26 protein-coding genes are annotated in these 26,261 nt (G+C 68.5%); 12 read left to right on the forward strand and 14 right to left on the reverse strand.

Going from position 1 to position 26,261, the window contains the following annotated elements:
- Nucleotides 1-69: 69 nt before the first annotated feature.
- Nucleotides 70-1,374, forward strand: coding sequence for a citrate/2-methylcitrate synthase (locus FDA38_RS40055; protein ID WP_137259415.1), 1,305 nt, complete (start codon nt 70-72; stop codon nt 1,372-1,374).
- Here the strand turns inward: FDA38_RS40055 and FDA38_RS40060 are convergent, their stop codons facing one another.
- From FDA38_RS40060 to FDA38_RS40075, 3 genes are all read right to left on the reverse strand, one after another.
- Nucleotides 1,375-2,847, reverse strand: a complete 1,473-nt coding sequence (locus tag FDA38_RS40060) for a hypothetical protein (RefSeq protein WP_233715205.1) — start codon at nt 2,845-2,847, stop codon at nt 1,375-1,377.
- Between the two features lie 48 nt (nt 2,848-2,895).
- The gene (locus FDA38_RS40070; RefSeq protein WP_137259417.1) at nt 2,896-3,777 is read right to left on the reverse strand and encodes a MurR/RpiR family transcriptional regulator; all 882 of its coding nucleotides are present in this window, start codon (nt 3,775-3,777) and stop codon (nt 2,896-2,898) included.
- A 65-nt stretch (nt 3,778-3,842) separates the two neighbouring features.
- On the reverse strand, nt 3,843-4,835 hold the full coding sequence (locus tag FDA38_RS40075) for a hypothetical protein (protein ID WP_137259418.1): 993 nt from the start codon (nt 4,833-4,835) through the stop codon (nt 3,843-3,845).
- Between the two features lie 100 nt (nt 4,836-4,935).
- Between FDA38_RS40075 and FDA38_RS40080 the strand changes: the two genes are divergently transcribed.
- The gene (locus tag FDA38_RS40080; protein WP_202878049.1) at nt 4,936-5,382 is read left to right on the forward strand and encodes a MarR family winged helix-turn-helix transcriptional regulator; all 447 of its coding nucleotides are present in this window, start codon (nt 4,936-4,938) and stop codon (nt 5,380-5,382) included.
- Here the strand turns inward: FDA38_RS40080 and FDA38_RS40085 are convergent.
- From FDA38_RS40085 to FDA38_RS40100, 4 genes are all read right to left on the reverse strand, one after another.
- Nucleotides 5,379-6,323 (reverse strand): tetratricopeptide repeat protein, encoded by a 945-nt coding sequence (locus tag FDA38_RS40085; RefSeq protein ID WP_137259419.1) that lies wholly within the window; start codon nt 6,321-6,323, stop codon nt 5,379-5,381. The genes FDA38_RS40080 and FDA38_RS40085 overlap by 4 nt on opposite strands.
- Before the next feature lie 49 nt (nt 6,324-6,372).
- Nucleotides 6,373-8,406, reverse strand: coding sequence for an NAD-binding protein (locus FDA38_RS40090; protein ID WP_233715206.1), 2,034 nt, complete (start codon nt 8,404-8,406; stop codon nt 6,373-6,375).
- A complete protein-coding gene (locus tag FDA38_RS40095) occupies nt 8,327-10,000 on the reverse strand; it encodes an acyl-CoA mutase large subunit family protein (RefSeq protein WP_137259420.1) in 1,674 nt (557 codons plus the stop codon). Before FDA38_RS40095 ends, FDA38_RS40090 begins: the two co-directional genes overlap by 80 nt.
- A gap of 82 nt (nt 10,001-10,082) precedes the next feature.
- The gene (locus FDA38_RS40100) at nt 10,083-10,583 is read right to left on the reverse strand and encodes a MarR family winged helix-turn-helix transcriptional regulator (RefSeq protein ID WP_137259421.1); all 501 of its coding nucleotides are present in this window, start codon (nt 10,581-10,583) and stop codon (nt 10,083-10,085) included.
- Nucleotides 10,584-10,615: 32 nt separating this feature from the next.
- Here FDA38_RS40100 and FDA38_RS40105 point away from each other — a divergent pair, with 32 nt between their 5' ends.
- The 4 genes from FDA38_RS40105 (at nt 10,616) to FDA38_RS40120 (ending at nt 13,484) form a co-directional block, all read left to right on the forward strand.
- Complete coding sequence (locus FDA38_RS40105) at nt 10,616-11,062, forward strand: DUF4231 domain-containing protein (RefSeq protein WP_137259422.1); 447 nt, start codon at nt 10,616-10,618, stop codon at nt 11,060-11,062.
- A gap of 31 nt (nt 11,063-11,093) precedes the next feature.
- Nucleotides 11,094-11,816 carry a maleylpyruvate isomerase family mycothiol-dependent enzyme gene (locus FDA38_RS40110; protein WP_137259423.1) on the forward strand — a complete coding sequence of 241 codons (723 nt, stop codon included), beginning with the start codon at nt 11,094-11,096 and terminating at the stop codon, nt 11,814-11,816.
- Nucleotides 11,817-11,892: 76 nt separating this feature from the next.
- Nucleotides 11,893-12,240 carry a YciI family protein gene (locus FDA38_RS40115; RefSeq protein WP_137259424.1) on the forward strand — a complete coding sequence of 116 codons (348 nt, stop codon included), beginning with the start codon at nt 11,893-11,895 and terminating at the stop codon, nt 12,238-12,240.
- Complete coding sequence (locus tag FDA38_RS40120) at nt 12,237-13,484, forward strand: RNA polymerase sigma factor (RefSeq protein WP_137259425.1); 1,248 nt, start codon at nt 12,237-12,239, stop codon at nt 13,482-13,484. The genes FDA38_RS40115 and FDA38_RS40120 overlap by 4 nt, the downstream gene beginning before the upstream one ends.
- Here the strand turns inward: FDA38_RS40120 and FDA38_RS40125 are convergent.
- The 4 genes from FDA38_RS40125 to FDA38_RS40135 form a co-directional block, all read right to left on the reverse strand.
- Nucleotides 13,481-14,197, reverse strand: a complete 717-nt coding sequence (locus tag FDA38_RS40125) for a PH domain-containing protein (protein ID WP_137259426.1) — start codon at nt 14,195-14,197, stop codon at nt 13,481-13,483. The two genes, FDA38_RS40120 and FDA38_RS40125, sit on opposite strands and share 4 nt — an antisense overlap.
- Nucleotides 14,198-14,285: 88 nt before the next feature.
- Nucleotides 14,286-14,444, reverse strand: a complete 159-nt coding sequence (locus tag FDA38_RS42535; protein ID WP_166678426.1) for a hypothetical protein — start codon at nt 14,442-14,444, stop codon at nt 14,286-14,288.
- 297 nt (nt 14,445-14,741) lie between these two features.
- On the reverse strand, nt 14,742-15,698 hold the full coding sequence (gene meaB / locus FDA38_RS40130; protein WP_137259427.1) for a methylmalonyl Co-A mutase-associated GTPase MeaB: 957 nt from the start codon (nt 15,696-15,698) through the stop codon (nt 14,742-14,744).
- A gap of 67 nt (nt 15,699-15,765) precedes the next feature.
- Nucleotides 15,766-16,968: an acetyl-CoA C-acetyltransferase gene (locus FDA38_RS40135; protein WP_137259428.1), complete on the reverse strand. Its 1,203-nt coding sequence runs from the start codon at nt 16,966-16,968 to the stop codon at nt 15,766-15,768.
- 126 nt (nt 16,969-17,094) lie between these two features.
- On the opposite strand from FDA38_RS40135, the gene mce reads away from it, so the two are divergent.
- The 6 genes from mce (at nt 17,095) to FDA38_RS40165 (ending at nt 24,136) form a co-directional block, all read left to right on the forward strand.
- Nucleotides 17,095-17,511: a methylmalonyl-CoA epimerase gene (gene mce, locus FDA38_RS40140; RefSeq protein ID WP_137259429.1), complete on the forward strand. Its 417-nt coding sequence runs from the start codon at nt 17,095-17,097 to the stop codon at nt 17,509-17,511.
- A 44-nt stretch (nt 17,512-17,555) separates the two neighbouring features.
- On the forward strand, nt 17,556-17,906 hold the full coding sequence (locus tag FDA38_RS40145; RefSeq protein ID WP_137259430.1) for a hypothetical protein: 351 nt from the start codon (nt 17,556-17,558) through the stop codon (nt 17,904-17,906).
- 96 nt (nt 17,907-18,002) lie between these two features.
- Nucleotides 18,003-18,914, forward strand: coding sequence for a sensor histidine kinase (locus FDA38_RS40150; RefSeq protein ID WP_233715207.1), 912 nt, complete (start codon nt 18,003-18,005; stop codon nt 18,912-18,914).
- Between the two features lie 134 nt (nt 18,915-19,048).
- Nucleotides 19,049-20,380, forward strand: a complete 1,332-nt coding sequence (ccrA, locus tag FDA38_RS40155) for a crotonyl-CoA carboxylase/reductase (protein ID WP_170990025.1) — start codon at nt 19,049-19,051, stop codon at nt 20,378-20,380.
- A 94-nt stretch (nt 20,381-20,474) separates the two neighbouring features.
- Nucleotides 20,475-22,718, forward strand: coding sequence for a coiled-coil domain-containing protein (locus FDA38_RS43325; RefSeq protein WP_233715208.1), 2,244 nt, complete (start codon nt 20,475-20,477; stop codon nt 22,716-22,718).
- Nucleotides 22,715-24,136: an AI-2E family transporter gene (locus FDA38_RS40165; protein ID WP_137259433.1), complete on the forward strand. Its 1,422-nt coding sequence runs from the start codon at nt 22,715-22,717 to the stop codon at nt 24,134-24,136. Before FDA38_RS43325 ends, FDA38_RS40165 begins: the two co-directional genes overlap by 4 nt.
- Nucleotides 24,137-24,576: 440 nt before the next feature.
- Here the strand turns inward: FDA38_RS40165 and FDA38_RS42825 are convergent, their stop codons facing one another.
- The 3 genes from FDA38_RS42825 to FDA38_RS40180 are packed head-to-tail and all read right to left on the reverse strand — an operon-like array spanning nt 24,577 to nt 26,224.
- A complete protein-coding gene (locus tag FDA38_RS42825; protein ID WP_202878050.1) occupies nt 24,577-25,203 on the reverse strand; it encodes a type II toxin-antitoxin system HicB family antitoxin in 627 nt (208 codons plus the stop codon).
- Entirely contained in the window at nt 25,200-25,409 is a 210-nt protein-coding gene (locus FDA38_RS43740; protein WP_137259434.1) for a type II toxin-antitoxin system HicA family toxin, read from the reverse strand. The genes FDA38_RS42825 and FDA38_RS43740 overlap by 4 nt, the downstream gene beginning before the upstream one ends.
- 53 nt (nt 25,410-25,462) lie before the next feature.
- Nucleotides 25,463-26,224, reverse strand: a complete 762-nt coding sequence (locus FDA38_RS40180; RefSeq protein ID WP_137259435.1) for a phytanoyl-CoA dioxygenase family protein — start codon at nt 26,222-26,224, stop codon at nt 25,463-25,465.
- Nucleotides 26,225-26,261: the final 37 nt, after the last annotated feature.

The following is a 26,261-nucleotide window of genomic DNA, read 5'->3' on the forward strand; positions in this document are numbered from 1 at the left end:
TCAGAGTTGACAGCCAATCAACTATTGTCAATATTGATCCAGTCAATGTGAATCCGTTGGGGAGCGTGGATGACCGCCGAAGGTGACGAGAATTACCTGACCACCGCCGAGGTCGCCCGCCGCCTCCAGGTCAAACCCGAAACCATCTACGCCTACGTCAGCCGAGGCCTCCTCACCAGCACCCGAGCCCGAGGCCGCCGAGGCAGCCTCTTCTCAGCCACCGAAGTAGAACGCCTGGCCAGCCGCTCGGTCGACCACTCCGGCGTAGTAGAACGCATCGAATCCCAACTAACCCTCCTCCAGAACGACGAGCTCTACTACCGGGGTCACCCCGCCAGCACCCTCTCCACCACCTGGACCGCCGAACAAGTAGCCCACCTCCTCTGGACCGGCACAGCCCCGAAGCCCTCCCCCACAGACGCGGCGCCCGCCGCCAGCACCCGGGGTGCTGCGTCCCCAGCCGCCTCTCCCGGGATGGCTGGGGAGACCTCCGCCCTCACCTCAGCCGCGAGCGCGGGCAGCCCGGATGCGTTCGTCGGGACGGCGGACGGGGTGGAGCTTGCTCGGGCCGCTATTGCCGTGGTGCCGGAGGGGGCTCGGTTGACGGATCGGGTGCGGGTGGCCGTGGCTGTACTGGGGGCAGCTGATCCGCTGCGGTTTGATCTGTCGGTGCCGGCGGTGACTGCTGCGGCCGGCAGGCTGATCGGGATCCTGGTGACAGCGTTGCCCGACCTAACCGAGCAGCCGCGGGATCACGGTGACGACGCGGCCCCCGACGCGACCCTCGGGGCACGGCTCTGGCCCAAGCTGTCGGACGAACCGGCTCGGCCGGAGGTGCTTGATGCGGCTCTGATCCTGCTGGCCGACCACGGGCTTGCTGTTTCGACTGTTGCAGCGAGGGTTGCTGCCAGCGCACGCGCGAACTTGTACGCCGTGATCTCCGCCGGCCTCGGCGCCCTCGACGGCCAGTACCACGGCGCCGCGCCGACCCTCGCCTACGAGTTCCTCCAGCGCGCACAGCAGGACCCCCTGAAAGCACTCTCGGACCAACTGCGATCAGGCGAACCCATCCCCGGCTTTGGCCACCGCATCTACCAGCACCGCGACCCACGCGCCGAAGTACTGATAGGTCTCCTCGGCGACCACCCGATCGTCAGCACGATCGCCGCCATCACCGAGCGCGCCCCGACCTTCCCGAACAGCGACCTCGCCATCGCCGCGATCATGCATGCGTACAACTTCCGCCCGGACACCGGCGACGCCCTGTTCGCGCTCGCCCGGATGATCGGCTGGACCGCCCACGCCCTGGAGGAGTACGCGGCCCCGGCCCTCCGCTTCCGCGCGATGGGCATCTACACCGGCCAGACCACCTGACTACTTCGCGCCGAGCTTGACCAACGTCGCCGCACCAGGAGCCAGCGAGACCTGAACCGGCCCGACCCGCTGCGACACGTACTTCCCCCTCGCCGGCTGGAACACCCCAACCGACCCAACCGTCTGCTCGTTCACCGCCACAACCGCCCGAGCCCGCGCGCTATGCGACCGGTTGGCAACCAACACCCACCGATCACCCAACGCGGCATCCCGCGACCGGAAGGTGCCCACGACAACCGAATCCCCGGAGACCGCCGACACCAGGTTCGTCGGCGTGAACCCAACCGCACCGTTGGGCAACGGAGTCTCGTTGGCATGCACCACGGACTCCGACACCAGCGGCTTCAGCTCACGCCCGACCTGATGCAACCAACCGGTGTTGATCTGCTTCGCGGCGTCGTACCGCGCCGTCCGCTTGCCGTCGACCGTGATCAGCGCCGGCCCGAATCCCTCACCGCGAGCGGCCTCCGGCGTCCAGTATGTGAAGTACTGGATGCCCTTCGCGCCGTACGCGAGGCTGACGTTGATCTGCCAGAGCAGCTCGGCCGCCGTCGGTTCGCGATGGTTGTTGTAGGCAAGCGTCTGGATGTAGACCCACGACGGGATGTCGCCGTACAACGCCGCGTCCCGGACGATCGCCCAGTTGTGGAAGTAGTTCTCGTCCTCCCGCCCCTCGGACAGCAGCGGGTACCGGTCGAAGGAGATCAGCGACGGCTTCACCACATCGACGAAGTTGCGATAGTACGTCGCGTCGTCGGACGGCAGCAGGTTGATGTACGGCAGCAACTGTGGCGCCAGCTCACGCGAGATCGTAAGCGCCTTCGCCAGCGTCGCGAACCAGCCCGCGCCCGGCTCGTCGTAGAAGTTGAAGCCGGCCAGCGACGAGTACGGGCCGTACGCGTCGCGGGCGCGGATGTAGAGCGCACTGGCCTCGGCCGGGGTCACGCTGAGGAAGTCGGTGGTGGTGTCGGAGATCGAGAACCAGCGGGACATGTTGCGGATCTGGATGTCGTCCGAGATCAGCATCTTCAGGCCGGCGTCGCGGGCGAGGCCGAGCTGGTACTGGAAGATGTTGCCGTCGCCGGCGTAGTTGCCGGAGATGACGAAGTCGAACCCGGCGTTCTTGATCTCCGCGAACCGCTGAGCGGTGCTCGCATACGGATGCGGCGGCCAGAACAACCCGATCGGAAAGTCAGGCCCACCCGTCAACGGCAACGCGTCCGGCGACGGTACGGCGGCAGCCGCGACACCACCCGCTGCAGCGGAGGCGCCTCCCGCCCCCGACGCCGCTCCTGCCGACGCCGCCCCTGCCGAACCGGCCCCGGCTGCAGAGCCGGCTCCGGCGGAGGTGGTCGAGGCGGCTGCGGTTGTGGCGGATGCGGCGCTTGCTGCGGCTGCGGTCAGGGCGGTGGCGCCGGCGCCGAGCAGTAGGCTGCGGCGGCTGGGGCCAAGGATCTGGTGCGGACTCTGCATGATTCTCCTTCGGAAGGCGGACGAACGGAGCTTGCGGCAGAAGACGTTTCAGGACCGTTGGCGGTGATCGGCGACCGCCTCGGCAGTGGCGTCGAAGGCCTGCTCGGCCAACGGATAGTCGCGTTGCGCGACGCCGAGATAGAGCGCATCCAGCACGATCAGCTGGGCGTGCCGGCCGGCCAGTCCCCCGGTCCGGAATGTGACGTCGCGCGCCGCGGTGACCAGCACGATGTCCGCCGCCCGCGCCAACGGCGAGCGCGGATAGTTGGTGATGGCAACAGTCGTCGCGCCCTGCCGCCCGGCCCGCACCACCGGTTCCAGCACCTCGATCGTCTCGCCACTGTGCGAGATCCCGATCGCGACATCACCCGACCCGAGCAACGCAGAGCTGGCGAGCGCGGTGTGTACGTCGCTCCACGTACTCGCGCCCCGCCCGATCCGATGCAACCGCAACCGCAGGTCCTCAGCGACAGCCGCCGACCCCGCCACGGCGTACAGGTCGATCCGCCGCGCGTCAGAGATCGCCCGCACCGCACGCCCGAGCGCGCCCACGTCGAGCGACGCGACAGTGTCCTCGAGCGCCCGCGTGTCGGCGCGAAGCAACGTCCGGAGTACGTCGTCGAGCGAGTCGTCTGGTCCGACCTCGGATCCGGTCCCGCGCTCCCAGCTGAGACTGGTCCGACCAGTCTCCGCCGCCAACGCGAGACGCAACTCGGCATACCCCGACAGCCCGAGCGCGAGGCAGAAGCGCGTGACACTCGGCAGCGACGTACCGCAGCGCGCCGCCAACTGGCCGATCGTCGAGCCCGCGACCGCCGCCGGATCCCGCAGTACCTCGGCGGCGATCCGGGCCTGCGCCGGGCTCAACGCCGGCAGCAAGCCGTGGATCCGCGCCTCGAGACTCGGCGGCGGCGACGCGACAGCACTCATGTGAAGAATTCTCAGAGCACTTCAGTACCAATTACAAGAATTCACACTGTCCGATTCCGGCCAGCTCAGCTCACCCCCATCCGCCGGATAGTGAACTGGTCAGACCAGCCGCCCGCGATCAGCACATCGATCCGCCCACTCAGTACGTACGTCCCGTACGGCGTGATCGCAGCCGTCGTCGGACCGGAGACCGGCCACGGCTCGACCGACCGCACCTGCGCGGTCCGGTAGTTGTCCCGGCTGCTCAGCACCGTCGCCTGCTCGACGCCGGCCGCACCGAGCTTGTTGGTGATCGCGATCAGCCGCCCATCCCGCTGGAGCGCTAGGCCGTCTCCCCCGACCAGTGCACTGGTCAGACCAGTCGTACTGAGTTCACCCCGCAGCGAGATCCGGAACAGCGTGCCCACGTCGTACCGGACCACCAGCAGGTAGCCGCCCGGGTGCCACACGATGCCGTTAGGCCCGATCGTGTCGCTCTGCAGCCGCGCATCGCGGACGAGAACCGAGGCCGTACCAGCAGGCGTGATCCGATAGATCGCGTCACCCGACGGATCGGTGACATAGGCGTTGCCCACGGCATCGATCGCCAGATCGTTCACACCGTGGCGACCGCCGGCCGGGTTCAGCCGCGGGGTGTTCAGATCGACCCTCCGCTCGAGCCGGCCGGTCCGCAGGTTGTAGATCGCGACCCCGGACTGCTTGTAGAGCGTCGCATCCGACGACCGCTCACCGTTCCCGATGTCGGCGTACGTGACGAGCACACGGTTGCGCACGGCATCGACATGCAGTCCGAACGTCGACACGCCCGGCGCGACACCGAACGGATGCGGTACGCCGTCCCGGCCGACCACCGAGATCCGCCCGGTGGCCAGCGACCCGATCAGGAACGCCTGCCGGGTCGGATCCCAGGCGATCCCCTCCGGATACCTGTCAGCCGTCCGGCCGTCGACCTGCACGGGAATCCCGTGCGAAGCAGCGGCCTGGACGGGTACTGCGGCCGGCGACGCCGACCCTGCGGCCAGCGCAAGGAGCGCCACGGCCAGCACACGAAACTTCATCAAGAACCCCTCCTCGAGATGAATACGAGCACAGAGACTAATCAGAGCTCTGATGATCGTCAATGCATATACCACCACCGCCGTTCGTAGGATGGTCCGCATGCGGATGTCCTTCGACGAACGGCTCGGCAGTCACCTCAAGCGGGTCGAGCAGGAGCTGCAGGCCGCGAAGTCAGCGGCGGTGAAGCCGGCCGGACTCACGGTTCCGCAGTACGCCGCTCTGTTCGTGCTGGACGAGCAGCCGGGCATCTCGGCGGCCGAGCTGGCCCGCCGCTGCGCCGTCACCCCGCAGACGATGACGACGATCCTGCGCAACCTGGAGGCCGGCGGCCTGATCGAACGCACGCCGCACCCGCTACACAAGCACGTGATCGAGACCCGCCCGACGCACGCCGGGCGCAAGGCTCTCGATCAGGCAGACAAACGGGCCACCGGCGTCGAACGCCGGCTCGCCGCAGCCTTCAGCGAGGAGGAGGCGGAGATCCTCCGCGCCCTCCTCGCCCGGGTGTCAGAAACCCTGACAACAGATCCGATACTGAAGGGCTAGAACAGGGCCGACATCAGCCGACGGCGGGCCTTGATCACCCGGTCGTCGTCCGCCCCAACGACCTCGAACAGCTCGAGCAGATGCAGCCGGACGGTGTTCCGCTCGTCGCCCGAGGTCGCCTGGACCGTGCTGATCAGCCGCGCGAAGGCGTCATCGACATGCCCGCCCATCAGGTCGACATCCGCGACCAGCATCTGCGCCTCGACATCGGCCGGGTTGTCCGCCGCACGCGTCCGTACGTCGGCCGGCACGTCCTGCGTCCGCTTCACCAGCTGTACCCGGGCCAGCCCGGACTTCGCCTCGGCGTCGGCCGGCGTCTCCTTGAGCAGCTCCTCGTACGCCGCGATCGCGCCGTCCAGGTCGCCCGCAGCGACAGCGTTCTCGGCCTTCTCGTACCGCGGGTTCGGCGGCGGCTCCTCGGCCGAGTCGGCGTCGGGATCAGCCGGACCGACGGGCTCGGCGCGGCCGGTGATCCCGTTCGCCACCGCCACAGTCAGCAGCTGGTCGAGGTACTGCCGCGCCTCCGGCTCGCCGAGGGCGCCCTGGAACAGCGGCACGACCTGCCCTCGCAGTACGGCGATCACCAGCGGAACCGTCTGTACACCGACCGCCTGGGCCAGCTGCGGGTTCGCGTCGATGTCGATCCGCGCGAGCAGGAACTTACCGGCGTACTCCGTGGACAGCCGCGCGAGCACCGGGCCCAGCGCGACCGATCCCTGCGAGCGCTGCGACCAGAACTCGACCACGACCGGTACCTGCAGGGACCGCTCGATGACATCGCTCTGGAAGGTCGGCTCGCTCACGTTCAGCACGTACGACCCCGCGGCGCCGCCACCGCCCTGACCACCGGGCGCGCCCGGCGCACCAGGAGCCGCACCGGCCGGCTTGCGCAGGCCCGACAGGTCGATCGCCCCGGGACGGGAGAAGTTGGACTGGCTCACCACTGTCCTCGCATTCCGTGCGCACTACGTACGTTCACAGGTCCATCCTCTACGACGATGCCGAACTCTGCTGCCCCCGGGTCGCCATCAACAGCCGAGCCAGCCCACTCCGGGTCCCGGCAACCGCCATCCGATCCCCCGCCCGAAGCTCCCGCTCAACCGCCGGCACCCGCTCGGCCACCGGCGCCCGCCCCGCAGACCGCGACTCCCGCTCGCCTGCCGGCCCACGCCCTGCCGCCCGCGACTCCCGCTCACCCGCGGGCCCACGCCCTCCCGCCCGCGACTCCCGCTCAGCTCCCGGCCCGCGCCCACCCGCCCGCGACTCCCGCTCGCCCGCCGGCACCCGACCGTTCTGACGCGCATCGCGGCCATTCTGACGCTCGGCGCCCGACGTCGGACTCCAGTCCCAGGGTTCGCCCAGGTCCTGCCTCGCCAGCACCCGCAGTCCGCCGGCCTCGTCCAACTCCCCCATCCGTTTCCCAACGGCGATCGACCCGGGCTCGACAGTCACCTCGGTCAGCAACAGCACCCGCCGACCAGCAGGCACAGTGACCTGACTCCGCCGGTTAGCCACCGCGGCAGCCACAGCCGGCGCGACCAGCATCGACACCGACCGGCTATGACCGAGACCAAGCCGCCGCTCAACCCGCTGCGCCAGGTCGTGGTCGAACATCCGCATCGTGATCCACGCATCCGGGTTCAGATCCCGCGCCATGATCGCGCACTCCAAATTCGTGATGTCCCCGTCGGTGATCGCCAGCACCGACTGACACCGCTGCACCCCGGCCGACCGCAGCGTCTCCTCATTGCTGCTGTCCCCGACCACCACCGGAATCTTCAACCGATGCGCAGTCTGGATCCCAGGAGCCTCGTCATCCTGATCCACCCCCACCACCGCAACCCCACGCTCAGTAAGAATCTCCAGCACTCGCGACCCGACCGTGCCGAGCCCACACACCACCACATGATTCCGCGGCCGCCCCCGCACCCCACCGATCAGCCGAGACAACCGGGCCCCGATCAGCGAGTCGACCACCACCGCCGTCAGCAGCGCCATCAACACGATCCCGGTCAGCTGCACCAGAACCGCGCTCACCTTCACCCACGGCTGCGCGTCGTTGAACTTGTCGTCGTCGATCCCCGCCGACGTCACCACCCCGGCCGCGAGGTACAGCGCCCGCCACCACTCGATCCCGCCGAAGAAGTGGATGACCCCCGTCCCGGCCACGATCAGGAACGCCATCACCGCCGCGATCTTCCGCACCCGGCTGTCGAGAATGTCCCGCAGCGCCATGAACCAGCCCGCCGGGCGGACATCGCGACTCCGCCAAACCGTCCGTACGCCGGTGCCCAGCACGATGTCGCCATCCGGATCCGAACTCGACAACGGCAACAACGTCGGCGTCGCAGACGAACTCGTATCCGCCAGCACAGTCAGATGCGGCTCCCGAATCAGATCGGCCTGCCCCGCCACCAGCCGACGCCCGCCAAGATCCAGCCAGGTCAGCTCGTCGTCCTCCAAGGCATCCGACACGAATGCCGGCGCAGCCAGCGACGGCCCGTTGATCACCACGCAGTCGCCGAGCAGCCGGTTCATGTGCTTACCCAGCCGCGGGTTGACCATCTGTACGACGATCCGCAGCTCCGGATCCATGTCCCGCGCGGTCAACGCCGTGTGCACGTTGTGAACGTCGTCGTTGTCCAGCAGCACCAGGGCGCGCGCCGTCGACGGCGCCCCGTCATCGGCAGCGTCGACCCCGGCGCGCCGCAGCAGCGATTCGCTGATCACGCGGGCGCCCATCGCGTTCGCGCCCAGCTCTTTGATCCGGTCGTAGTGACGCGAGTCCGGGTTGACGATCGCGGTGACCCGCTCGCCCGAACTCACCAGCTCGGTGGTGACCCGCAGCATCGTGCGATCCGAGCCGCAGACCACCACGCGGCGTCCGTCCGGCGGCCCGATCGCGCTGGTCGCCGCGGCAGTCAGGTCGGGCGGTGACGGCTCCTCAGAATCGGGCGGGCTCTCGGTACTCGCCCCACTGTTCCCGAAGAACGTGACAGATTTCCCCCATCGTGGCCTCCGCACGCACTGCCTCCAGCATGGGTTCGATCAGGTTGCCAGTGCCGCTGGCCGCCTCCACCAGAGCCGTTAGCGTACGCCGTACCAGGTCCTCGTCACGCCCTGCCTTGCGTTCCGCGAGCACCCGGCACTGCTCGATCTCGACCTCGTGCGAGACGCGGAGGATCTCCAGGTTGCCGGACACGGTGTCGGTCAGCGTGTTGACGCCGACGATCTTCTTCTCGCCCTTCTCGAGCTTCTGCTGGTACTCGAACGCGGCGTCGGCGATCTCGGCCATGAACCAGCCGTCCTCGATCCCGCGCAGGATGCCGCCGGTCATCGTCTCGTCCGGGCTCATCTCCTTGATCCGGGCGAAAATCTGCTCAGCCTCGGCCTCGATGGCATCGGTGAGCGCCTCGACGTACCAGGATCCGCCGAGCGGGTCGGCGACGTTCGTGACCCCGACCTCTTCCATCAGCACCGACTGCGTCCGCAGCGCGATCTCCGCGGACTCCGCGGTCGGCAGCGCGAGCGTCTCGTCGAGCGCGTTGGTGTGCAGCGAGTTCGTCCCGCCGAGCACCGCGGCCAGCGCCTCGACGGCCGTCCGTACGACGTTGTTCACCGGCTGCTGCGCGGTCAGGGACACGCCGGCCGTCTGGGTGTGGAACCGCAGCGACTGGGCCTTCTCCGTCTTCGCGCCGTACACATCGCGCAGCCAGCGGGCCCAGATCCGGCGGGCCGCACGGAACTTCGCGATCTCCTCGAAGAAGTCCAGGTGGCTGTCGAAGAAGAACGACAGGCCAGGCGCGAACACGTCGACGTCGAGCCCGCGGGACAGCCCGAGCTCGACGTACCCGAAGCCGTCGGCGAGCGTGTACGCGAGCTCCTGCGCAGCCGTCGAGCCGGCCTCACGGATGTGGTACCCCGAGACGCTGAGCGGCTTGTACGCCGGGATCGTGGTCGCGCAGTACTCCATCAGGTCGCCGATCAGGCGCAGATGCGGCTCCGGCGGGAACAGCCACTCCTTCTGCGCGATGTACTCCTTGAAGATGTCGGTCTGCAGCGTCCCGTTGAGCTTGGTGATGTCCGCGCCCTGCCGCTCGGCCGAGACGAGGTACATGCAGAACGCCGGTACGGCGGGGCCGGAGATCGTCATCGACGTCGTGACGTCCTGCAGCGGGATGTCCTTGAACAGCCGGTCCATGTCGGCGGCCGAGTCGATCGCGACGCCGCAGTGCCCGACCTCGCCGAGCGACTTCGGGTCGTCGGAGTCGCGGCCCATCAGCGTCGGCATGTCGAACGCGACCGACAGGCCGCCGCCACCGCCGTTCAGGATCATCCGGTACCGCTCGTTGGTCTGCTCGGCGTTGCCGAAGCCGGCGAACTGACGGATCGTCCAGGTCCGGCCGCGGTACCCGGTCGGGTACAGCCCGCGGGTGAACGGGAACTCCCCCGGCCAGCCGATCCGCTCCATCCGCGGGTCCTCGACCCCCTCGGGCGGCCCGTAGACAGGCTCGACCTCGGTGCCGGAGAGCGTGGTGAAGTCCGCCTCCCGCTTGCGCGCCGCGTCGTACCGCTGCTGCCACCGGCTCCGGCCGGCCGCAATCGAATCGGCATCCATCAGTCAGACCTCCTCGGGAACTGGTCCCAAAATACTAGGACGTCCAACTATTTCCAACCGCGGAGCGCCTGAGGAGGCCCGATCAGAAGTCGCCGGCGTTGTGGCGGAGGGGTTCCAGCACGGTCCAGAGCATCTTGAGTTGCTCGTCGGTGAGGCCGGAGACGGCGAAGTCGGCGGCGACCAGGTCCGCGGTGGCGCGTTCGACCAGGTCACGGCCCTCGGGGGTGATCTCGCACAGGATCGCGCGGCCGTCGTCGGGGTGCGGCGTACGCGTCACCAGGCCGGCCGCCTCCAGCCGGCGGACGATCGAGGTCACCGACGTTGGGTGCACCTGCAGGCGCTCGCCCATCTTGCCCAGCGGCAGCGAGCCTCGCCGCGAGAACGTGAGCAGCACCAGCGCCTCGAACCGCGCGAACGTCAGCCCGTGCTTGCGGAGGATGTCGTCCAGCTCGTTGATCACGATCTGCTGCGCGCGCATCAGCGACGTGACGGCGCGCATCTGCTCGACCGCGCCCCACCGCCGCCCCCACTGCCGCGACGCCTCGTCGATCGGATCGAACGGCAACGCCCTCTTCCTCGCCATGGGCCGAAGATTAGCCCGACACTAGGCAGACCATGTCGAAACTCAGAGATTCGGACTTCCCCGCCCTCGGGACCGAGACCCCCGCCGAACAGCTGATCAGTCTCCGGTTCCAGTGGTACAACCGGCAGGCCAACTGGGCCCGCATCGCCTACCGCGGCCTCGGGACCGTGCAACTCGTCGCCGCCCTGCTGATCGCGATCTCGGTCGCGTTCGACATACCGAAGTGGCTGGCGCCCGCGCTCGGTGGCGTGATCGCGCTGGCCGAAGGGATCCGGACGCTGTTCGGGTTCAAGGACTCCTATCCGACCTATCGCCGTACCGCGGAAGACCTGCGGAACGAGGCGTGGCTGTACGTCCAGCGCGCCGGGCAGTACGCGACCGCCGACGATGCCGGGAAGTTGCTGACCCAAAGGGTCGTCGAGATCAGCCACTCGGAGACTTCGGATTGGGAGGAGGCACTCAAGGCGCGGAGTGTATGAAACTGTCCGCGGGGTCTGGGAGGGTGCGGGCATGAGATTTCTCGAGCATGTGCGGGCCGAGAGTGCGCGGCTGGGTGAGGTGGCGCGGATGGGGCTCGACGCGGCCGTGCCCAGCTGTCCGGGGTGGACCGTGGACGATGTGGTTCGCCATGTGGCGATGGTCTATGTGCACAAGGTCGAGGTGCTGAAACTCGGCGCCCGCCCCGACCCGTGGCCGCCGGACTTCAGCGCCAACGAGACCCTCGCCTGGTACGACGAGGCGCGGGCGGCGCTCATCAGCGCGCTGGAGGCGGCCGGGACCGATACGGAGACGTGGACGTTCAACCCGCGCGACACGACCTCCACCTTCTGGTACCGACGGATGGCGCACGAGAGTCTCATCCACCGCATCGATGTCGAGCAGGCTCACGACGTCGTCACGCCGATCGACACCGACCTGGCGCTCGACGGCATCGACGAGGTGCTGTACCCGAATCTCGCCGGCCCGTGGTGGGAGGAGGGCGACACCGAGTACCCGATCGATGCCACGCTCCGGATCACCGCGGCCGGCCGGTCCTGGACGATCAACGCCGACGCGACGAGCATCGACGTACAGCAGGGCTCCGAGGGCGAGGCGGCGGCGGAGATCTTCGGTGATCCGGCGCCGATCTACCTGTGGCTGTGGGGGCGGGTCGGCGAGGACGCGATCCAGACCGTCGGCGACCCGAACGTCGTTCGTGCGTTCCGCGGCAGGATCTCGGAAGCCACGCAGTAGCGATGTCCTCTGCGGGTCCTGCTGTTCGTTCCTTTGACGAGAGACCACAGTGGTCTCAGCGAGAAGGAGGACTCAGATGGCGCAGTACCTTGCACTGACCTACACCGCGGACGTCGATTGGTGGGCGCCCGAGCAGGCCGAGGAGCTGGCCGAGTACCGGAAGTTCGGCGTCGAGTACGCCGAGCAGGTCAAGGCGAGCGCCGTGCTGCATCCGACCGCGACGGCGACCGTCGTCCGGGTCGAGGGCGCACGTGGCGGACCGGTGATCACCACCGACGGCCCGTACGCCGAGACCAAGGAAGCGCTGACCGGCTACTACCTGATCGAGGCCGACGACCTCGAGGCGGCGGTCAAGATCGCGGCCGAGATCCCGGCAGCGTGGGGCGGAGCGGTCGAGGTGCGGCCGGTCATCATCGCCAAATGAACCAGCGGTACGACGTAGTTGCCGACACGATCCGGATCGAGGGGACGCGGATCCTCGCCACCCTGATCCGGACCGTCGGAGACGTGCAGCTCGCCGAGGACGCCGTCCAGGAGGCAGCCCTGGCGGCGCTCGGCGCGTGGGAGGTGACCGGCGTACCGCCCGAGCCGCGGGCCTGGCTGACCGTGACCGCTCGGCGTAAGGCGATCGACATCATCCGCCGCGAAGGCGCCCGCGCCGGCAAGGAACGGGCCGGCGCCGACCTGATCGAGCTGTCCCGGGGTGAACCAGACTCGGACGAGGTCGTCCACGACGACCTCCTGCGGCTCATCTTCACCTGCTGCCACCCGTCGCTCTCACCGCCGACCCGAGTCGCTCTGGCCCTGCGCACGCTCTGTGGGCTCTCGTCCGCGCAGATCGCGGACGTACTGCTCACCACCGAGGTCGCGACCACCAAGCGGCTGGTCCGTGCCCGCCAGAAGATTGCCGCTGCTCGCATCCCGTACCGGGTCCCGCCTGAGGCCGAGCTGCCCGAACGGCTGCCGGCGGTCTGTGCGGTCATCCACAGCCTCTACACCGCGGGCCATGCTCCGTCCGAGGGCGAGGCGGCGTACGACGTCGACGTCTGCGCGGAGGGGATCCGCCTGGCCGAGCTCCTGTACACGCTGCTGCCCGGCCAACCCACGCCGACTGCGGTGTTGGCGCTCCTGCTCCTGACGGAAGCCCGGCGGCCGGCTCGTGTCGACGAGTCCGGCGAGGTGGTGACGCTGGACCTCCAGGACCGCTCCCGGTGGGACCAGAGCCTGATCACGCGCGGTGTCGGGCTCCTGAACGAGTCGCTGGAGCGCTCGGATCGTCAGGCCGACGCGTATCAGCTGCAGGCCGCAATCGCGGCCGAGCATGCGCGAGTCCCGAGCTATACGGCGACCGACTGGCGCGAGATCGTCCGCCTGTACGACCTGCTCGTCGAGATCTCCCCCAGCCCGGCAGCCGAGCTGGCCCGCGTGGTCGCGATCGCCGAAACCGGCGAGGTCGACGCCGCCCTCAACCTCCTGGACGCCATCCCACCCAGCTCACGCCGGCACGCAATCCGCGCCGAACTCCTCGCCCGCCACCACCGCTACGCCGAAGCCGTCCAAGAACTGGACGAAGCACTAGCCACCGCCCCGGCAACTCACCCCGAACGCGCCCACCGCGAACGCCGCCGAGCCCACTTCCAACAACTAGCCGCGCGTCCGGCTGGTTAATCCTCGTCGGTCCAGTTGCCGCGTTCGCTGTTGAAGATCGACTTGGTGGCGGACGGGGACGACGAGGGGCGGGCCTGCGGTGCGGTGGTCGTGATCACCGGCGCGGTGGCGGTGACCTCCTGCGCCGAGTCCATCCCGATCGGACCGGTGCCGTCGTCGTCGGAGTCCTCGTCGCCCTGCAGTACGTCGACGCTCGCCGACGCGCGCAGACCGGTGCGCTGGATGACTCGCTGGATGGTCAGGTCGCGGTCATCGGGCCGGCTGACCCATTTGATCTCGCGGAAACCCTGGTCCTGCGCGGCCGACTCGAAGACGAAGTGGCCGTAGCCCAGCATCCGGCCGATGATCGGCTTCTGCAGCGTGATGTCGAGGACCCGGGCGATCGGGGTGGTCGCGACGGTCTGGGAGAAGACGCCGCGGATCCGCATCACCCGCATGTTGGTGACCACGAAGCGGTCCCGATGGTGGGTGAGGAACTGCCAGAAGGCATGGGTCAGCAACACCAGCACGATCGCCAGCAGCACCGGCTGCCCGCCGATCGCGGTGGCGGCCATCGTCAGCAGCAGCGCGGCCGCCAGCGCAACCTCGAGCATCGGCACCGAATACACCACCCAGTGCTGCCGCACCTCGTCGATGACGACCTCGCCCTCGTCCGAGATCAGGTGGCGCCGGACCTTCGGGTCGAAGATCCGGAACACGCCTATGCCGGCCATCCACTCACTCCCCTGGCGCGCTGTTGTGTGACCCCGTACAGCCAAGTGTCCCGCACGATCGCTCGCAACGGGACACTCAGACGGCAGATCAGCTGAACAGCGCGGTCAGGAAGGTGATGACGCTCCCGAACGCGTCACCGACGGCCGAGAACGCGCCTCCCACCGCGTTGGCGGCGTTCGCCGGCTGAGTGAACAGATAGAAGCCGGCAAAGGCGATGAGCGACCAGATCAACAGCTTCTTCGGCATGTCGCCACTCCTTGTTCCTAACCACTCGGTCGACTGTGTTGGAATTTGTATCACGGACCGTCACCAATTGTCACTGACTGAACACAGCCCACCGCACAATGCTCACCAGCTACAAGGTCCATTCTGTAACGGATTCGGGGGCACGGCAGCCACCGGCGCGCCGCCCCGAGACGCGTATCGGCTGGCGGAGCGTAAATCCTGCGGCATTTGCCCGAATTCGGCACAACATCCGATGAACGGAAAGCAAAGACACAATGTGACACTGCGTGGTCGAGTGTTCCAACAGTGCGACCGAGGTCACAAAGCCGCAATCAACTCGTCCGCCGCAGAATACGGGTCGGTGCCGCCGTCCGCGACCTTGGCCGCCAGTACGTCGAGCCGCGCGTCCCCGTGCAGATGCGCGAACCGGGCCCGCAACGCCGTCGTCGCGATCGCCTCGATCTCGTCCCGGGCCCGGGACTGCCGGCGCTCGGTGAGTACGCCGTTCCCGCGCATCCAGACCAGCCGGTCCTCGATCGCCTGCACCACCTCGTCGACGCCTTCATTGCGGGAGGCAACCGTCTTCAGGATCGGCGGCGTCCAGGCGCCCTCGGACCGCTCGGCCAGCGCCAGCATCGCCCGGAGATCCCGGGTGACCGACTGGACGCCGTCGCGGTCCGCCTTGTTCACCACGTAGATGTCGCCGACCTCGAGGATCCCGGCCTTGGCCGCCTGGATCCCGTCGCCCATCCCCGGCGCCAGCAGGACCAGCGTCGTGTCCGCCATACCGGCGATCTCGACCTCGGACTGTCCTACTCCGACCGTTTCAACCAGCACAACGTCGAACCCGGCCGCATCCAGCACCCGGAGCGCCTGCGGCGTCGACCACGAGAGCCCACCGAGATGCCCACGAGAAGCCATCGACCGGATGAACACGCCACGATCGGTCGCGTGGTCCTGCATCCGCACCCGGTCCCCCAGCAGCGCACCGCCGGAGAACGGCGACGACGGGTCCACCGCGAGTACGCCGACGCGCTTGCCGGTCTCGCGGTACGCCGAAACCAGCGCCGACGTCGACGTGGACTTACCGACGCCGGGCGAGCCCGTGATGCCGACGATGTGGGCGTGGCCGGCATGCGGCGCCAGCGCGGCCATCACCTCGCGCAGCAGCGGGGACTCGTCCTCGACCAGCGAGATCAGCCGAGCAACCGCCCGCGAGTCCCCCTCGCGGGCACGCTCGACCAACTCACCGACCGGTGGCGTCCGCCGCGGCATCAGACCCCGTGCCCCTCGACGAGCGAGCGGCACGGCTCCGAGCCAGCGGGCGAGTGCGGGACCAGCATCAGCTCTTCGGTACCCGGACGATCAGCGCGTCGCCCTGACCGCCGCCACCGCACAGGGCCGCGGCGCCGACGCCACCGCCGCGCCGACCGAGCTCCAGCGCGAGATGCAGCACCAGGCGGGCGCCGGACATTCCGATCGGGTGGCCGAGCGCGATCGCGCCGCCGTTCACGTTGACCTTGTCGTCGCCGACGTTCAGCTCGCGCGCGGACGCGATCCCGACCGCCGCGAACGCCTCGTTGATCTCGATCAGGTCGAGGTCCGCGGGCTCGATGCCTTCCTTCTTGCAGGCCTTGGCGATCGCGTTGGCCGGCTGGCTTTGCAGCGTCGAGTCCGGCCCGGCGACCGAGCCGTGCGCGCCGATCTCGGCGATCCAGCTCAGCCCGAGCTCCTCGGCCTTCGCCTTGCTCATCACGACGACAGCGCAGCCGCCGTCGGAGATCTGCGAGGCCGAACCGGCCGTGATCGTGCCGTCCTTGCCGAACGCGGGCCGCAGCTTGGCCAGCACCTCGACCGACGTGTCGCCGCGGACACCTTCGTCGCTGTCCACCACGATCGGGTCGCCCTTGCGTTGCGGCACCTCGACCGGGATGACCTCGTCGGCGAACACGCCGTTCTTCCACGCCTCCGCGGCGCGTTGGTGCGAACGAGCGCTGAACTCGTCCTGCTCCTCGCGGCTCAGCTTCTCGTCGGCGTTGTTCTTCTGGTCGGTCAGCGCGCCCATGGCCTGATCGGTGAACGCGTCCCACAACCCGTCGTACGCCATCGAGTCGACCAGCGGCACATCGCCGTACTTGAAGCCCTCGCGGGACTTCGGCAGCAGGTGCGGTGCGTTCGTCATCGACTCCATGCCGCCGGCGACGACGACCTCGTACTCGCCGGCGCGGATCAGCTGGTCGGCGAGCGCGATCGCGTTCAGCCCGGACAGGCAGACCTTGTTGATCGTGATGGCCGGAACGTCCATCGGGATACCGCCCTTGACCGCGGCCTGGCGGGCGGTGATCTGACCGCCACCGGCCTGCAGCACCTGGCCCATGATCACGTACTCGACCTGGTCCGGCGCGACGCCGGCCTTGTCCAGCGCGCCCTTGATCGCGAAGCCGCCGAGCTCGGCGCCGGTGAAGCCCTTGAGTCCGCCCAGCAGCCGCCCGATCGGGGTCCGCGCGCCGGCGACGAGAACGGTGGTGTTCCGCGTGTCAGACATATCGTCACGATACCTGCGACGGCACTGGTACGCCGCTGCCCGGACGCGTCAGACGGGTCACACGGATCGTGTCGGCTGGGCCACTTTCGATGGCCTGCCGAACCGGGTTTACGCCACCCTGGCTGGATGGATCAGCTGTTCGACGCGATCGACCATGTCGGTATCGCGGTCGCCGATTTCGACGAGGCCGTCCGGTACTACGCGGACGTGTTCGGCATGACGGTGACCCACGAGGAGATCAACGAGGAGCAGGGCGTCCGCGAGGCGATGCTCTCGGTCGGCGACTCGGGTTCGTCGATCCAGTTGCTGGCGCCGCTGTCCGACGCGTCGCCGATCGCCAAGTTCCTCGACCAGCGCGGCCCGGGCATCCAGCAGCTCGCCTACCGGGTCAGCGATCTCGACGCGGTCTCCGAAGTACTGCGGGAGCGAGGCGCCCGACTCCTGTACGACGAACCGCGGCGCGGGACGTCCGGATCACGGGTCAACTTCATCCACCCGAAGTCCGCCGGCGGCGTCCTGGTCGAGCTCGTCGAACCGGCATGACAGTGCTTTGAAAGCTGAACGACTCCGATCAGGCAGCGGCAGCGGTGGGAGGGTGTGTCGGTACGGCGTTCTCGGGGACGCTCGGGGCCGGTAAGGCGATCTGCAACGGGAACTATCTGGTGCGGATGCAGACCAACGGGGACCTGGTGCTGCGGGTGATCTCGACGGGTGCGGCGTGCTGGGCGAGCGGGACCGCGGTCGCGCCCGGCGGTGACACGTCGGCGACCTTCCACGGTGGTCCGGTGGGGGCGCCGTTCGTCACCATCGGCAGCGTCTCCCAGGGCCAACTGAAGCAGATCGTCGGCGCGCACACCTATCTCCATCTGGGGACGAACGCCAACGTGAACACCAGGGGCGAGTTCTGGATCGGCTACAAGAAGATCGCCGCCTGCTAGCACCGGCCCGGGGCCCAGTGTTACGGGTCGCCGACAGGGTGTGACGGCACGCGCAATTAGCCTGCTCGGTTGCTCCGGGCGGACTACTCTGTTCAGGTGCTGAAGGACAGCGCCACCGACTCCTTGCACGGTGCGCCGGCCGGGTTCAAGCATGATGCCTTCGTCCATGGAACAGACGAGGAGTTCGTGCTGCGCGCGGTCGCGTTCGTTCGCGAAGGGCTGGCGGCGGGGGAAAAGGTCGTGGCCGCGCTACCACCGGAGCGGATCGCGGTACTGCGTGACGCCCTGGAACCGCAGTCGTCCGAGGTGACGTTCGTCGACATGACTGTTGCCGGGGGCAACCCTGCGCGGCTGATCCCGTTCTGGCGGGCGATCCTCGAGAAGGAGCCCGGCCGACGGGTGCGCGGTCTCAGCGAGGCCGCGTACCCGGGCCGGAGCGCCCCGGAGTACGACGAGGTCCTGCTGCACGAGGCGTTGAGCGAGATCGCTTTCGCCGCGGACCGTTCGTTCCGGCTGTGCTGCGGGTACGACGCGTCCGTGGGCATCGACCCGACCGCGACCCATTCGGGCCATTCCGGCACAGAAGCCCTTGCGGACAAGGCGTTCCGGACGGCGCTGAGCGACGTACCGGATCGTGCCGAGCGGTGGGAGTTCGGTCCGGACGAGCTCGGGCAGGTGCGGCAGTGGGTTGGCGGGCAGGCGTCCTCGCACGGGGTGTCGCGGGACCGGCTCGAGGACCTGGCGCTGGCGTTGCACGAGATCTGCACGAACAGCATCCGGTTCGGTGGGGGTCGCGGGGCGCTCGCCGTGTGGATCGCGGACGGTGCGCTGATCTGCGACGTGACCGACCGCGGCCGGATCGAAGACCTGATGGTCGGGCGCGTGCTGCCGCCGCTGGACGGGCTCGGCGGGCGGGGTGTCTGGCTGGCGAACCAGCTGTGCGACCTGGTCCAGTTACGGTCCGGCGACGACTTCACCCAGGTGCGGCTCTACACCAGACTCCGGTAAGACCACTGACAACGGTGGACTGCAAAAGTGACGGTCGTCTCAACCGTCGCTCGCTGTGTTACAGGGCACAGCCAGGCGTGCATACTCAGCGGTAAGTTCCGCTCACCAGGCCGCCGCTGCAGGAGGTTACTTTCGTGAAGCAGATCCTCGAAGCGATCTTGTCCGGTGACACCGCCGCCGTCGGCGAGCTCGACGTACCGGAGCACTACCGCGGCATCACCGTGCACGCCGACGAGGCGGGCATGTTCGAGGGTCTGGAGAGCAAGGAGAAGGATCCGCGGAAGAGTCTGCATCTGGACGACGTACCGACGCCGGAGCTCGGGCCGGGCGAGGCGCTGGTCGCGGTGATGGCGAGCGCGATCAACTACAACACCGTGTGGACGTCGATCTTCGAGCCGGTGTCGACGTTCTCGTTCTTGAAGCGGTACGGGAAGTTGTCGCCGCTGACGGCCCGCCACGACCTGCCGTACCACGTGGTCGGTTCCGACCTGGCCGGCGTCGTACTGCGAACCGGGCCGGGCGTGAACGCCTGGAAGCCTGGCGATGAGGTGGTCGCGCACTGTCTGTCGGTCGAGCTGGAATCGCCGGACGGGCACAACGACACGATGCTCGATTCCGAGCAGCGGATCTGGGGATTCGAGACGAACTTCGGCGGTCTCGCCGAGCTCGCGCTGGTGAAGTCGAACCAGCTGATGCCGAAGCCGGCCCACCTGACGTGGGAGGAGGCGGCGTCGCCGGGCTTGGTGAACAGCACGGCGTACCGGCAGTTGGTGTCGGCGAACGGCGCCAACATGAAGCAGGGCGACGTCGTACTGATCTGGGGCGCTTCCGGCGGGCTGGGATCTTATGCGACGCAGTTTGCGTTGAACGGCGGGGCGATCCCGGTCTGCGTGGTCTCTTCGCCGGAGAAGGCGGAGATCTGCCGCGCGATGGGTGCCTCGTTGATCATCGATCGGTCGGCGGAGGGGTACAAGTTCTGGTCGGACCCGGTGACGCAGGACCAGAAGGAGTGGAAGCGGTTCGGGGCGCGGATCCGGGAACTGACCGGCGGGGACGACCCGGACATCGTGTTCGAGCATCCGGGCCGGGAGACGTTCGGGGCGTCGGTGTACGTCGCTCGCCGCGGCGGGACGATCGTGACGTGTGCGTCGACGTCGGGATTCATGCACGAGTACGACAACCGGTACCTGTGGATGAACTTGAAGCGAATCATCGGCTCGCATTTCGCCAATTACCGCGAGGCCTGGGAGGCGAACCGGCTGATCGCCCGCGGGATGGTGCACCCGACGGTCAGCAAGGTCTATGCGCTCGAGGACACCGCGCAGGCGGCGTACGACGTGCATCGCAACCTGCACCAGGGCAAGGTCGGCGTCCTCACCCTCGCCCCCGAGGAGGGCCTCGGCGTCTCCGACCCGGCCCTGCGCTCGGAGCATCTGGACGCCATTAATCGCTTCCGCAACAGGTAGTTGTCCCCAGCACTCGATTGGCTGGTTTCGGGTGGGTTCTGACAGGCTTATGGTGGGGGATTCACGCTGAGCCGCCAGAAGGGAATCTCGGGAGATGCCTGACGAGTCGAGCCTGCCGTTCTTCGACCGCACGGCGACCGCGGCCGGGGGCTTCCCGGTCAGCCGTCGTGGGTACGACAAACAGGCGGTGGACGACTATGTCCGCGCGCTGGAGATGCAACTCGTCCAGGCGCGCAACCGCGCCGACGAGCTCCAGCACAGTGTCGCGCCGATGCAGCACCAGCTCGAGGAGACGCGACGCCAGCTCGAGGCCAGCGCCAACCCGTCGTACGCCGGACTCGGCGACCGGGCCGCGCAGATCCTCCGGCTCGCGCAGGACCAGGCGTCCGAGGCGCTCGAGGAGGCCAAGCGCGAGGCCGAGGAGCTGCGGGCGAACGCGGCCAAGGAGGCATCCGCGGCGCGGGCGACCGGTGACCGCGAGGCCGAGGACATCCGGACCGTCGCGCTCAACGAGGCCGACAGCATGCGGCGTACCGCTGAGGGTGACGCGGCGGAGGTCCGGCGTACGGCGGAGACCGAGGCGGCCGAGGTGCTGGCCGCGGCGCGGCGGAAGTCCGAGCAGCTGCAGCTGACGGCCGAGTCGCAGGCGAGCACGCTGAAGAACGGCGCACTGCACGAGGCGGAGAAGATCCGGACCGCGATCCAGCGGGAGTCGGCGGCGCTGCGGGCGCGGCTGGCGGACGAGCGCGAGCAGCAGGCCAAGGAGCTCGCGGACAAGCACCAGCAGATCGCGGCCGACACCGACAGCCTGACCACTCAGATGAAGGACGCCGCCGAGGCGTCCGAGCGCCGGGTGGCCGAGGCGACCGAGCAGGCCCGCAAGATCCGTTCCGAGGCCGAGGAGTCGGCCGAGCGCACGCTGTCCCGCGCCCGCCGGGAGGCCGAGCAGCTGCTCACCACCGCGCGGACCCGCGCCGAGGCCGAGCTGGCGAACGCGGCCGACGAGGCGGAGCGGTCCCGGACGGTCGTCGCCCGCGAGACCGAGCGGCTGGCCAAGCGCCGCGACGGCATCCTCACCCAGATCGCCGGGCTGAACGAGATCGCCAGCAACATCGCGCGGCAGGCAGCCGAGCTCGACTCCGAGACCGCGGCACCGGCGTACGTCAACCCTTTCGCCCGACCGAACACCGGCCCCACCACTGGTGGAGCCGGCACCGCTGACGCCCAATCCGGCAGCCCCTTCAGCTCCACCCCCGGCTCCGGAATCGGCAGCCCGTTCGCCACCACCGACCCGTCGGACGCCTCGTTCACCCCGGGTGCGGCAGGCGACAGCCCGTTCAACTCCGGCACCACGCCGTCGACCGATAACGGATTCGGTGGCGGGGCGACGTCCTCGCCGAGCACGTTCGGCACCGGGGCGGCAGGCTCAAGCGGCAACTCGCTCGACTCGGATGCGACGGACTCGGACGACAACCCGTTCAGCGCCGGACCTGCGTCCTCGTCGGCCAGCGCGTTCGGCGCCGGAACGGCGGGCTCGAGCGGCAGCACCCTCGACTCGGACGCATCTGACTCCGACGACAGCCCGTTCGGGGCCGGTACGGCGTCCTCGCCGGCCAGCTCGTTCGACGCCGGTTCAGCCGGCGCAGCAGGCTCAAGCGGGAGCTCGCTGGACTCGGACGCGACTTCGTCGACCGACGACGCGTTCAGCGCCAGTAGGGCGTCCTCGCCGAGCAGCTCATTCGACGCCGGTTCGGCCGGCGCGAGCTCGCTCGACTCGGACGCGGCCGACTCGGACGACAGCTCGTTCGGGGCCGGGGCGGCCGGCTCGGCGGCGCCTGGTTCGACCAGCGACGACAACCCGTTCCCGGGCGCGACGCCGGCTGCGAGCGGGTACGCGTCTTCGGGCGCCGCAGGCGATTCGGCGTACGACGATGGGGACGGACCGTTCACCGGAGCCAGCCCGTTCGTCGGGATCGGTGCCGGCGACGCGCGCGTCGACGAGACCCGGATCGACACCGCCCTGCGGGTGGACCCGAAGGACGCGTCCGACCTGGCCGACAAGACGAGCAAGACCGCCGGCGGCCCGGCCGACTCCCCCGTTGCACTGAACGGCTCCGCGGGTGCTGACGCCGACGACGCCGCAGACTCGGACGAGGACGACGAGCCGAAGGATTCGACGAAGGTGGACGAGTTCCGGCTCGATGACCTCGCCGACGAGGAGACTCGGGTCCAGACGCGGTCGGCCGCCTCGGCGAAGTCCTCCGGGGGCAAGTCGTCCGCGGACGACAAGACCGATGCGGCTACCTCGAGCGCACGATCCCCGAAGGACAAGATGTGACGCCAGCCGGCGACGACACCTCCACAGCGACCGACCCGGACCTCGCGGAAGCCACTCGCGCTGCGGAGACCGCCGCCGCCCAGGCCGAAGCAGCCGCCGACAAGGCCGACGACTCGGCCGAAGAGGCGGAAGCTGCTGCTGGACAAGCCGCCGGCGCGGCACAGGCCGCCGACTCGTCCGCGGACAAGGCCGATGAGTCCGCTGACAAAGCCGACGACTCTGCCGACAAGGCTGATGAATCTGCTGAAGAGGCGGAAGGCGCCGCGGATGCTGCCGCTGAGAAGGCTGCGGCAGCGGCCAAGGACGCGGACGCCGACGGGGACTTCGTCGACGAGATGCTGATCGAGGAACGCCACCCGTCCGTCGGGATGGGCGTTCCCGGTCCGCCGCTGCGGCGCGGCAACCCGTTCACGTTCGGGTTCTTCGCGGCGCTCGGCGTACTCGTCGCCTGGGGTCTGTGGAACGCAGCCGGCCAGGCCCGTTCGGTGCTCATCCTGCTGCTGGTCTCGATGTTCATCGCCGTCGGACTGAACCCGCTGGTCGAGTGGTTCATGCGCCGCGGCCTGAAGCGTGGCGTGTCCGTCGCCGTGGTGTTCCTGCTGATGATCCTCGCGGTCGCCGGCGTCGGGTTCGCGATCGTCCCGGTCGTCACGGATCAGATCGACAGCCTGATCAAGAACGCGCCGGGCTACCTCGACCTGCTGCAGAAGTCGAAGACGCTCAACCAGCTGGACGACAAGTACCACTTCATCCAGAAGGCCCAGGACTACATCCAGGACCCGGCGCTGGCGCAGCGCGCGTTCGGCGGCATCCTCGGCGTCGGCAAGGTGGTCGCGAACGCGCTGTTCAACACGTTCACGATCCTGGTGCTGACGCTGTACTTCCTCGCGTCGCTGCCGTCGGTCAAGCGAGCGGCGTACAGCCTGGTCCCGCGCACCCGCCGTACCCGCGTCTCGATCCTCGGCGACGAGGTCCTCGGCCGCGTCGGCGGGTACGTCAGCGGCCAGTTCCTGGTCGCGCTGTGCGCCGGCGTCTGCATGTTCATCTTCCTGGAGATCGCCGGCCTGCGTGACTACGCCGTCGCACTGGCGATCGTGGTGATGTTCTGCGACTTCATCCCGATGGTCGGCGGCCTGATCGGCGTCGTCGTGGTAGCCCTGATCGGCTTCACCACCGGCCTCTGGACCGGCATCGCCTGCCTGATCTACGGCATCATCTACCAGCAGGTCGAGAACTACATCGTCGCCCCCCGCATCATGCGCCGCGCCGTAGACATCCCCGGCGCCGTAACAGTCATCGCCGCCCTCCTCGGCGGCGCCCTCCTAGGCGTAGTAGGCGCCCTCCTGGCCATCCCCTCCGCCGCCGCCATCCTCCTGATAATCCGCGAGGTCTGGGTCCGCAAAGCCGACGCCTCCTAGAACAAGCCAGCCCATCGCGGTGCTACGCGCGGCTCGTTCCTCGCCGTGCTACGCGCCGCACCCACCCACCCCCGGGCTCATCGCCCGGACCATCCCTTCCGGCTACCGCCGGGACCTTCCGGCTATCGCCGGGACCTTCCGGCTGCCGCCGGAGTTGCGGGCTGCCGCCCGGACCCGTGCGCGCTACCGCGCGTCCGACCGCAGCGTGACGCCGCGGGCTGCGAATACCTGATCAGGTGCGGTGGCACATCCTCGCACCGTGGCGGGCACCTGACGTGGATACCTGAGGCGAGCGCGGCGTCCTGTCGCGACCTGCGACCTCGCGTGCGTGCACGTGTCGTGCCAGATCACGTGCCCCGTCGAGACATGGTTTACGAGTCCGCCGGCAAACGGCAGACGAGGCGGAGCGCCGGACGGGTCAACGCGCTCCGCCTCCCGCGTCACACGCTCTGCTTTTGCGAAGCCGAACGGCTGGCCGGGCGCTTGGCAGGGCGGGGGTGTGGCGCCTTTCGAACCGATGGCCCGCTCCCCTGCTGCACAGGTTCCTTGGACTGCCGGTTCTTCTTCGGCCCGCTCACCTCGACGAGTCGCACGGCTCGGCCGTCGGCGAGTTGGATGACGAGGTCGTGGGCGAACTCCTGTCGAGACTGACGGATCACTTTCGTTGAGTCGCCGTCGCTCTGCGCGGCTGCCTGTACCAGCTGCGAGACGCGTTGGTGCGAGATTCCGAGTACGTTGCTCACGTCTCTGACCGGAACACTCGCGTCCGTCAAGGACGACGCAACCTCGCGGGTGAGCTCGGCGATCATGGCTTCGAGGTCCTTGGCCCGGCGACGCAGTCCGTCCACGAGAGTCTTCGCTTCGAGCAGATCCTGACCATCGGCAGCGATGCCGGATACCTCGACGGCAACCCGGGAGAGCGGAACGTCGGTCGTAACGGCGATGTACTCACGAGCCATCTGCTCGACCTCGTCCAACCGACGCGCCTGCGTCAGACCGTCAAGCTCCGGCACCGCCACCATCCACCATCGGCCGTCACGCTCAACCGTCACCTCGTATGTCTTCACTGGCCTGTCCCCTCACATTCAGCGAGCGCCTTACCGACCTTCCGTACGACGCCCGGTGAGATCATCCGATGGCCGTCCGGCAAGGCGAACGTGTGCTGACCACAGGAGCACTCGTACAAGCTGTGCGACCCTTCCGTCCTGATCTGCCGCCAACCAGCATCCTTGAACGCCTTCACGACCTTCCGTGTCGGCTGCTCACTAACCATGCATTTTGGTCTAGGAAGCTAGACAGTTTCAAGGCAAATCGTATAGACAGAACTCAGTTGGTGACGTCGAGGATGAAGTGTTGGGCTGGGGTTAGGCGTTTGTAGGTTTCTACGCGGATGTAGGACTGCTGGTCCAGCTGCTGGGGGAGGTGGCGGAGGGCGAAGTAGGAGTGGAGGGCTCGGCGGGGGGATTGGGTTTGGTTTTGGGTGCCGCCGTGCCAGAGGTGGCTGTTGAAGATGACTACGGTGCCGGCTTTGCCGGTCAGTTGGATCTGGTCGGGGTGGGGGTCGCCGGGGTTGGGCATCTCGTCGCCGGGCAGGGTGCCGCGGCGGTGGGAACCGGGGACTACTCGGGTGGCGCCGTTCTCGGGGGTGAAGTCGTCGAGGAGCCAGATCGAGTTGCAGACCTCGTACTCACCGGGCTGGACAGGGTGCCCGGAGTCCGCATGCAGCCCTTGATGCCCCTCGCCGGGTAGAGCGGCGCGGCTGTTCAGGGACGAGAGTTTGAACTCGCCCAGCACGTGCTGCATCGCGGCCAGCACGCGGGGATGGCTGAAGCAGACCTCGAACTTCGCGTCCTTGTTGACCAGGTCGGCGAGCCGGTCCGTGCCCTTCTCCTGATGTACTTCGAGACCGGCCCGATCGCCCTCCGCCGCGGTGAGCTCCGCCAGCCGTTTGTTGAGCGCGGACACCTCCTCCAGCGTCAGGATCCCCTCCAGCGGGAGGAATCCGTCGCGGTCCAGCTTGTCCTTCTCGGCTTGGGTGAGTACGTCGTCGGTCACGCCGAGGTCGCGTAATGCGGTCGCCATATCCATCACAGCTCTCCTTCCCAAGATGCACGAATCGATGCCA

The sequence above is a fragment of the Kribbella jiaozuonensis genome (assembly GCF_005233875.1).
In the GTDB taxonomy this organism is placed as follows: domain Bacteria; phylum Actinomycetota; class Actinomycetes; order Propionibacteriales; family Kribbellaceae; genus Kribbella; species Kribbella jiaozuonensis.

Coding starts and splice junctions, on each gene's coding strand:
- meaB (WP_137259427.1), bottom strand. CDS start 15,698: ATGCCGCGGCGGACGCCACCGGTCGGTGAGTTGGTCGAGCGTGCCCGC.
- FDA38_RS43740 (WP_137259434.1), bottom strand. CDS start 25,409: ATGGTTAGTGAGCAGCCGACACGGAAGGTCGTGAAGGCGTTCAAGGAT.
- FDA38_RS40060 (WP_233715205.1), bottom strand. CDS start 2,847: ATGCAGAGTCCGCACCAGATCCTTGGCCCCAGCCGCCGCAGCCTACTG.
- FDA38_RS40110 (WP_137259423.1), top strand. CDS start 11,094: ATGAGATTTCTCGAGCATGTGCGGGCCGAGAGTGCGCGGCTGGGTGAG.
- FDA38_RS40115 (WP_137259424.1), top strand. CDS start 11,893: ATGGCGCAGTACCTTGCACTGACCTACACCGCGGACGTCGATTGGTGG.
- FDA38_RS40135 (WP_137259428.1), bottom strand. CDS start 16,968: ATGTCTGACACGCGGAACACCACCGTTCTCGTCGCCGGCGCGCGGACC.
- FDA38_RS40095 (WP_137259420.1), bottom strand. CDS start 10,000: ATGGATGCCGATTCGATTGCGGCCGGCCGGAGCCGGTGGCAGCAGCGG.
- FDA38_RS40120 (WP_137259425.1), top strand. CDS start 12,237: ATGAACCAGCGGTACGACGTAGTTGCCGACACGATCCGGATCGAGGGG.
- FDA38_RS40080 (WP_202878049.1), top strand. CDS start 4,936: ATGCGGATGTCCTTCGACGAACGGCTCGGCAGTCACCTCAAGCGGGTC.
- FDA38_RS40105 (WP_137259422.1), top strand. CDS start 10,616: ATGTCGAAACTCAGAGATTCGGACTTCCCCGCCCTCGGGACCGAGACC.
- FDA38_RS40055 (WP_137259415.1), top strand. CDS start 70: ATGACCGCCGAAGGTGACGAGAATTACCTGACCACCGCCGAGGTCGCC.
- FDA38_RS40075 (WP_137259418.1), bottom strand. CDS start 4,835: ATGAAGTTTCGTGTGCTGGCCGTGGCGCTCCTTGCGCTGGCCGCAGGG.
- FDA38_RS40070 (WP_137259417.1), bottom strand. CDS start 3,777: ATGAGTGCTGTCGCGTCGCCGCCGCCGAGTCTCGAGGCGCGGATCCAC.
- FDA38_RS42535 (WP_166678426.1), bottom strand. CDS start 14,444: ATGCCGAAGAAGCTGTTGATCTGGTCGCTCATCGCCTTTGCCGGCTTC.
- FDA38_RS40100 (WP_137259421.1), bottom strand. CDS start 10,583: ATGGCGAGGAAGAGGGCGTTGCCGTTCGATCCGATCGACGAGGCGTCG.
- FDA38_RS40125 (WP_137259426.1), bottom strand. CDS start 14,197: ATGGCCGGCATAGGCGTGTTCCGGATCTTCGACCCGAAGGTCCGGCGC.
- FDA38_RS43325 (WP_233715208.1), top strand. CDS start 20,475: ATGCCTGACGAGTCGAGCCTGCCGTTCTTCGACCGCACGGCGACCGCG.
- mce (WP_137259429.1), top strand. CDS start 17,095: ATGGATCAGCTGTTCGACGCGATCGACCATGTCGGTATCGCGGTCGCC.
- FDA38_RS40180 (WP_137259435.1), bottom strand. CDS start 26,224: ATGGATATGGCGACCGCATTACGCGACCTCGGCGTGACCGACGACGTA.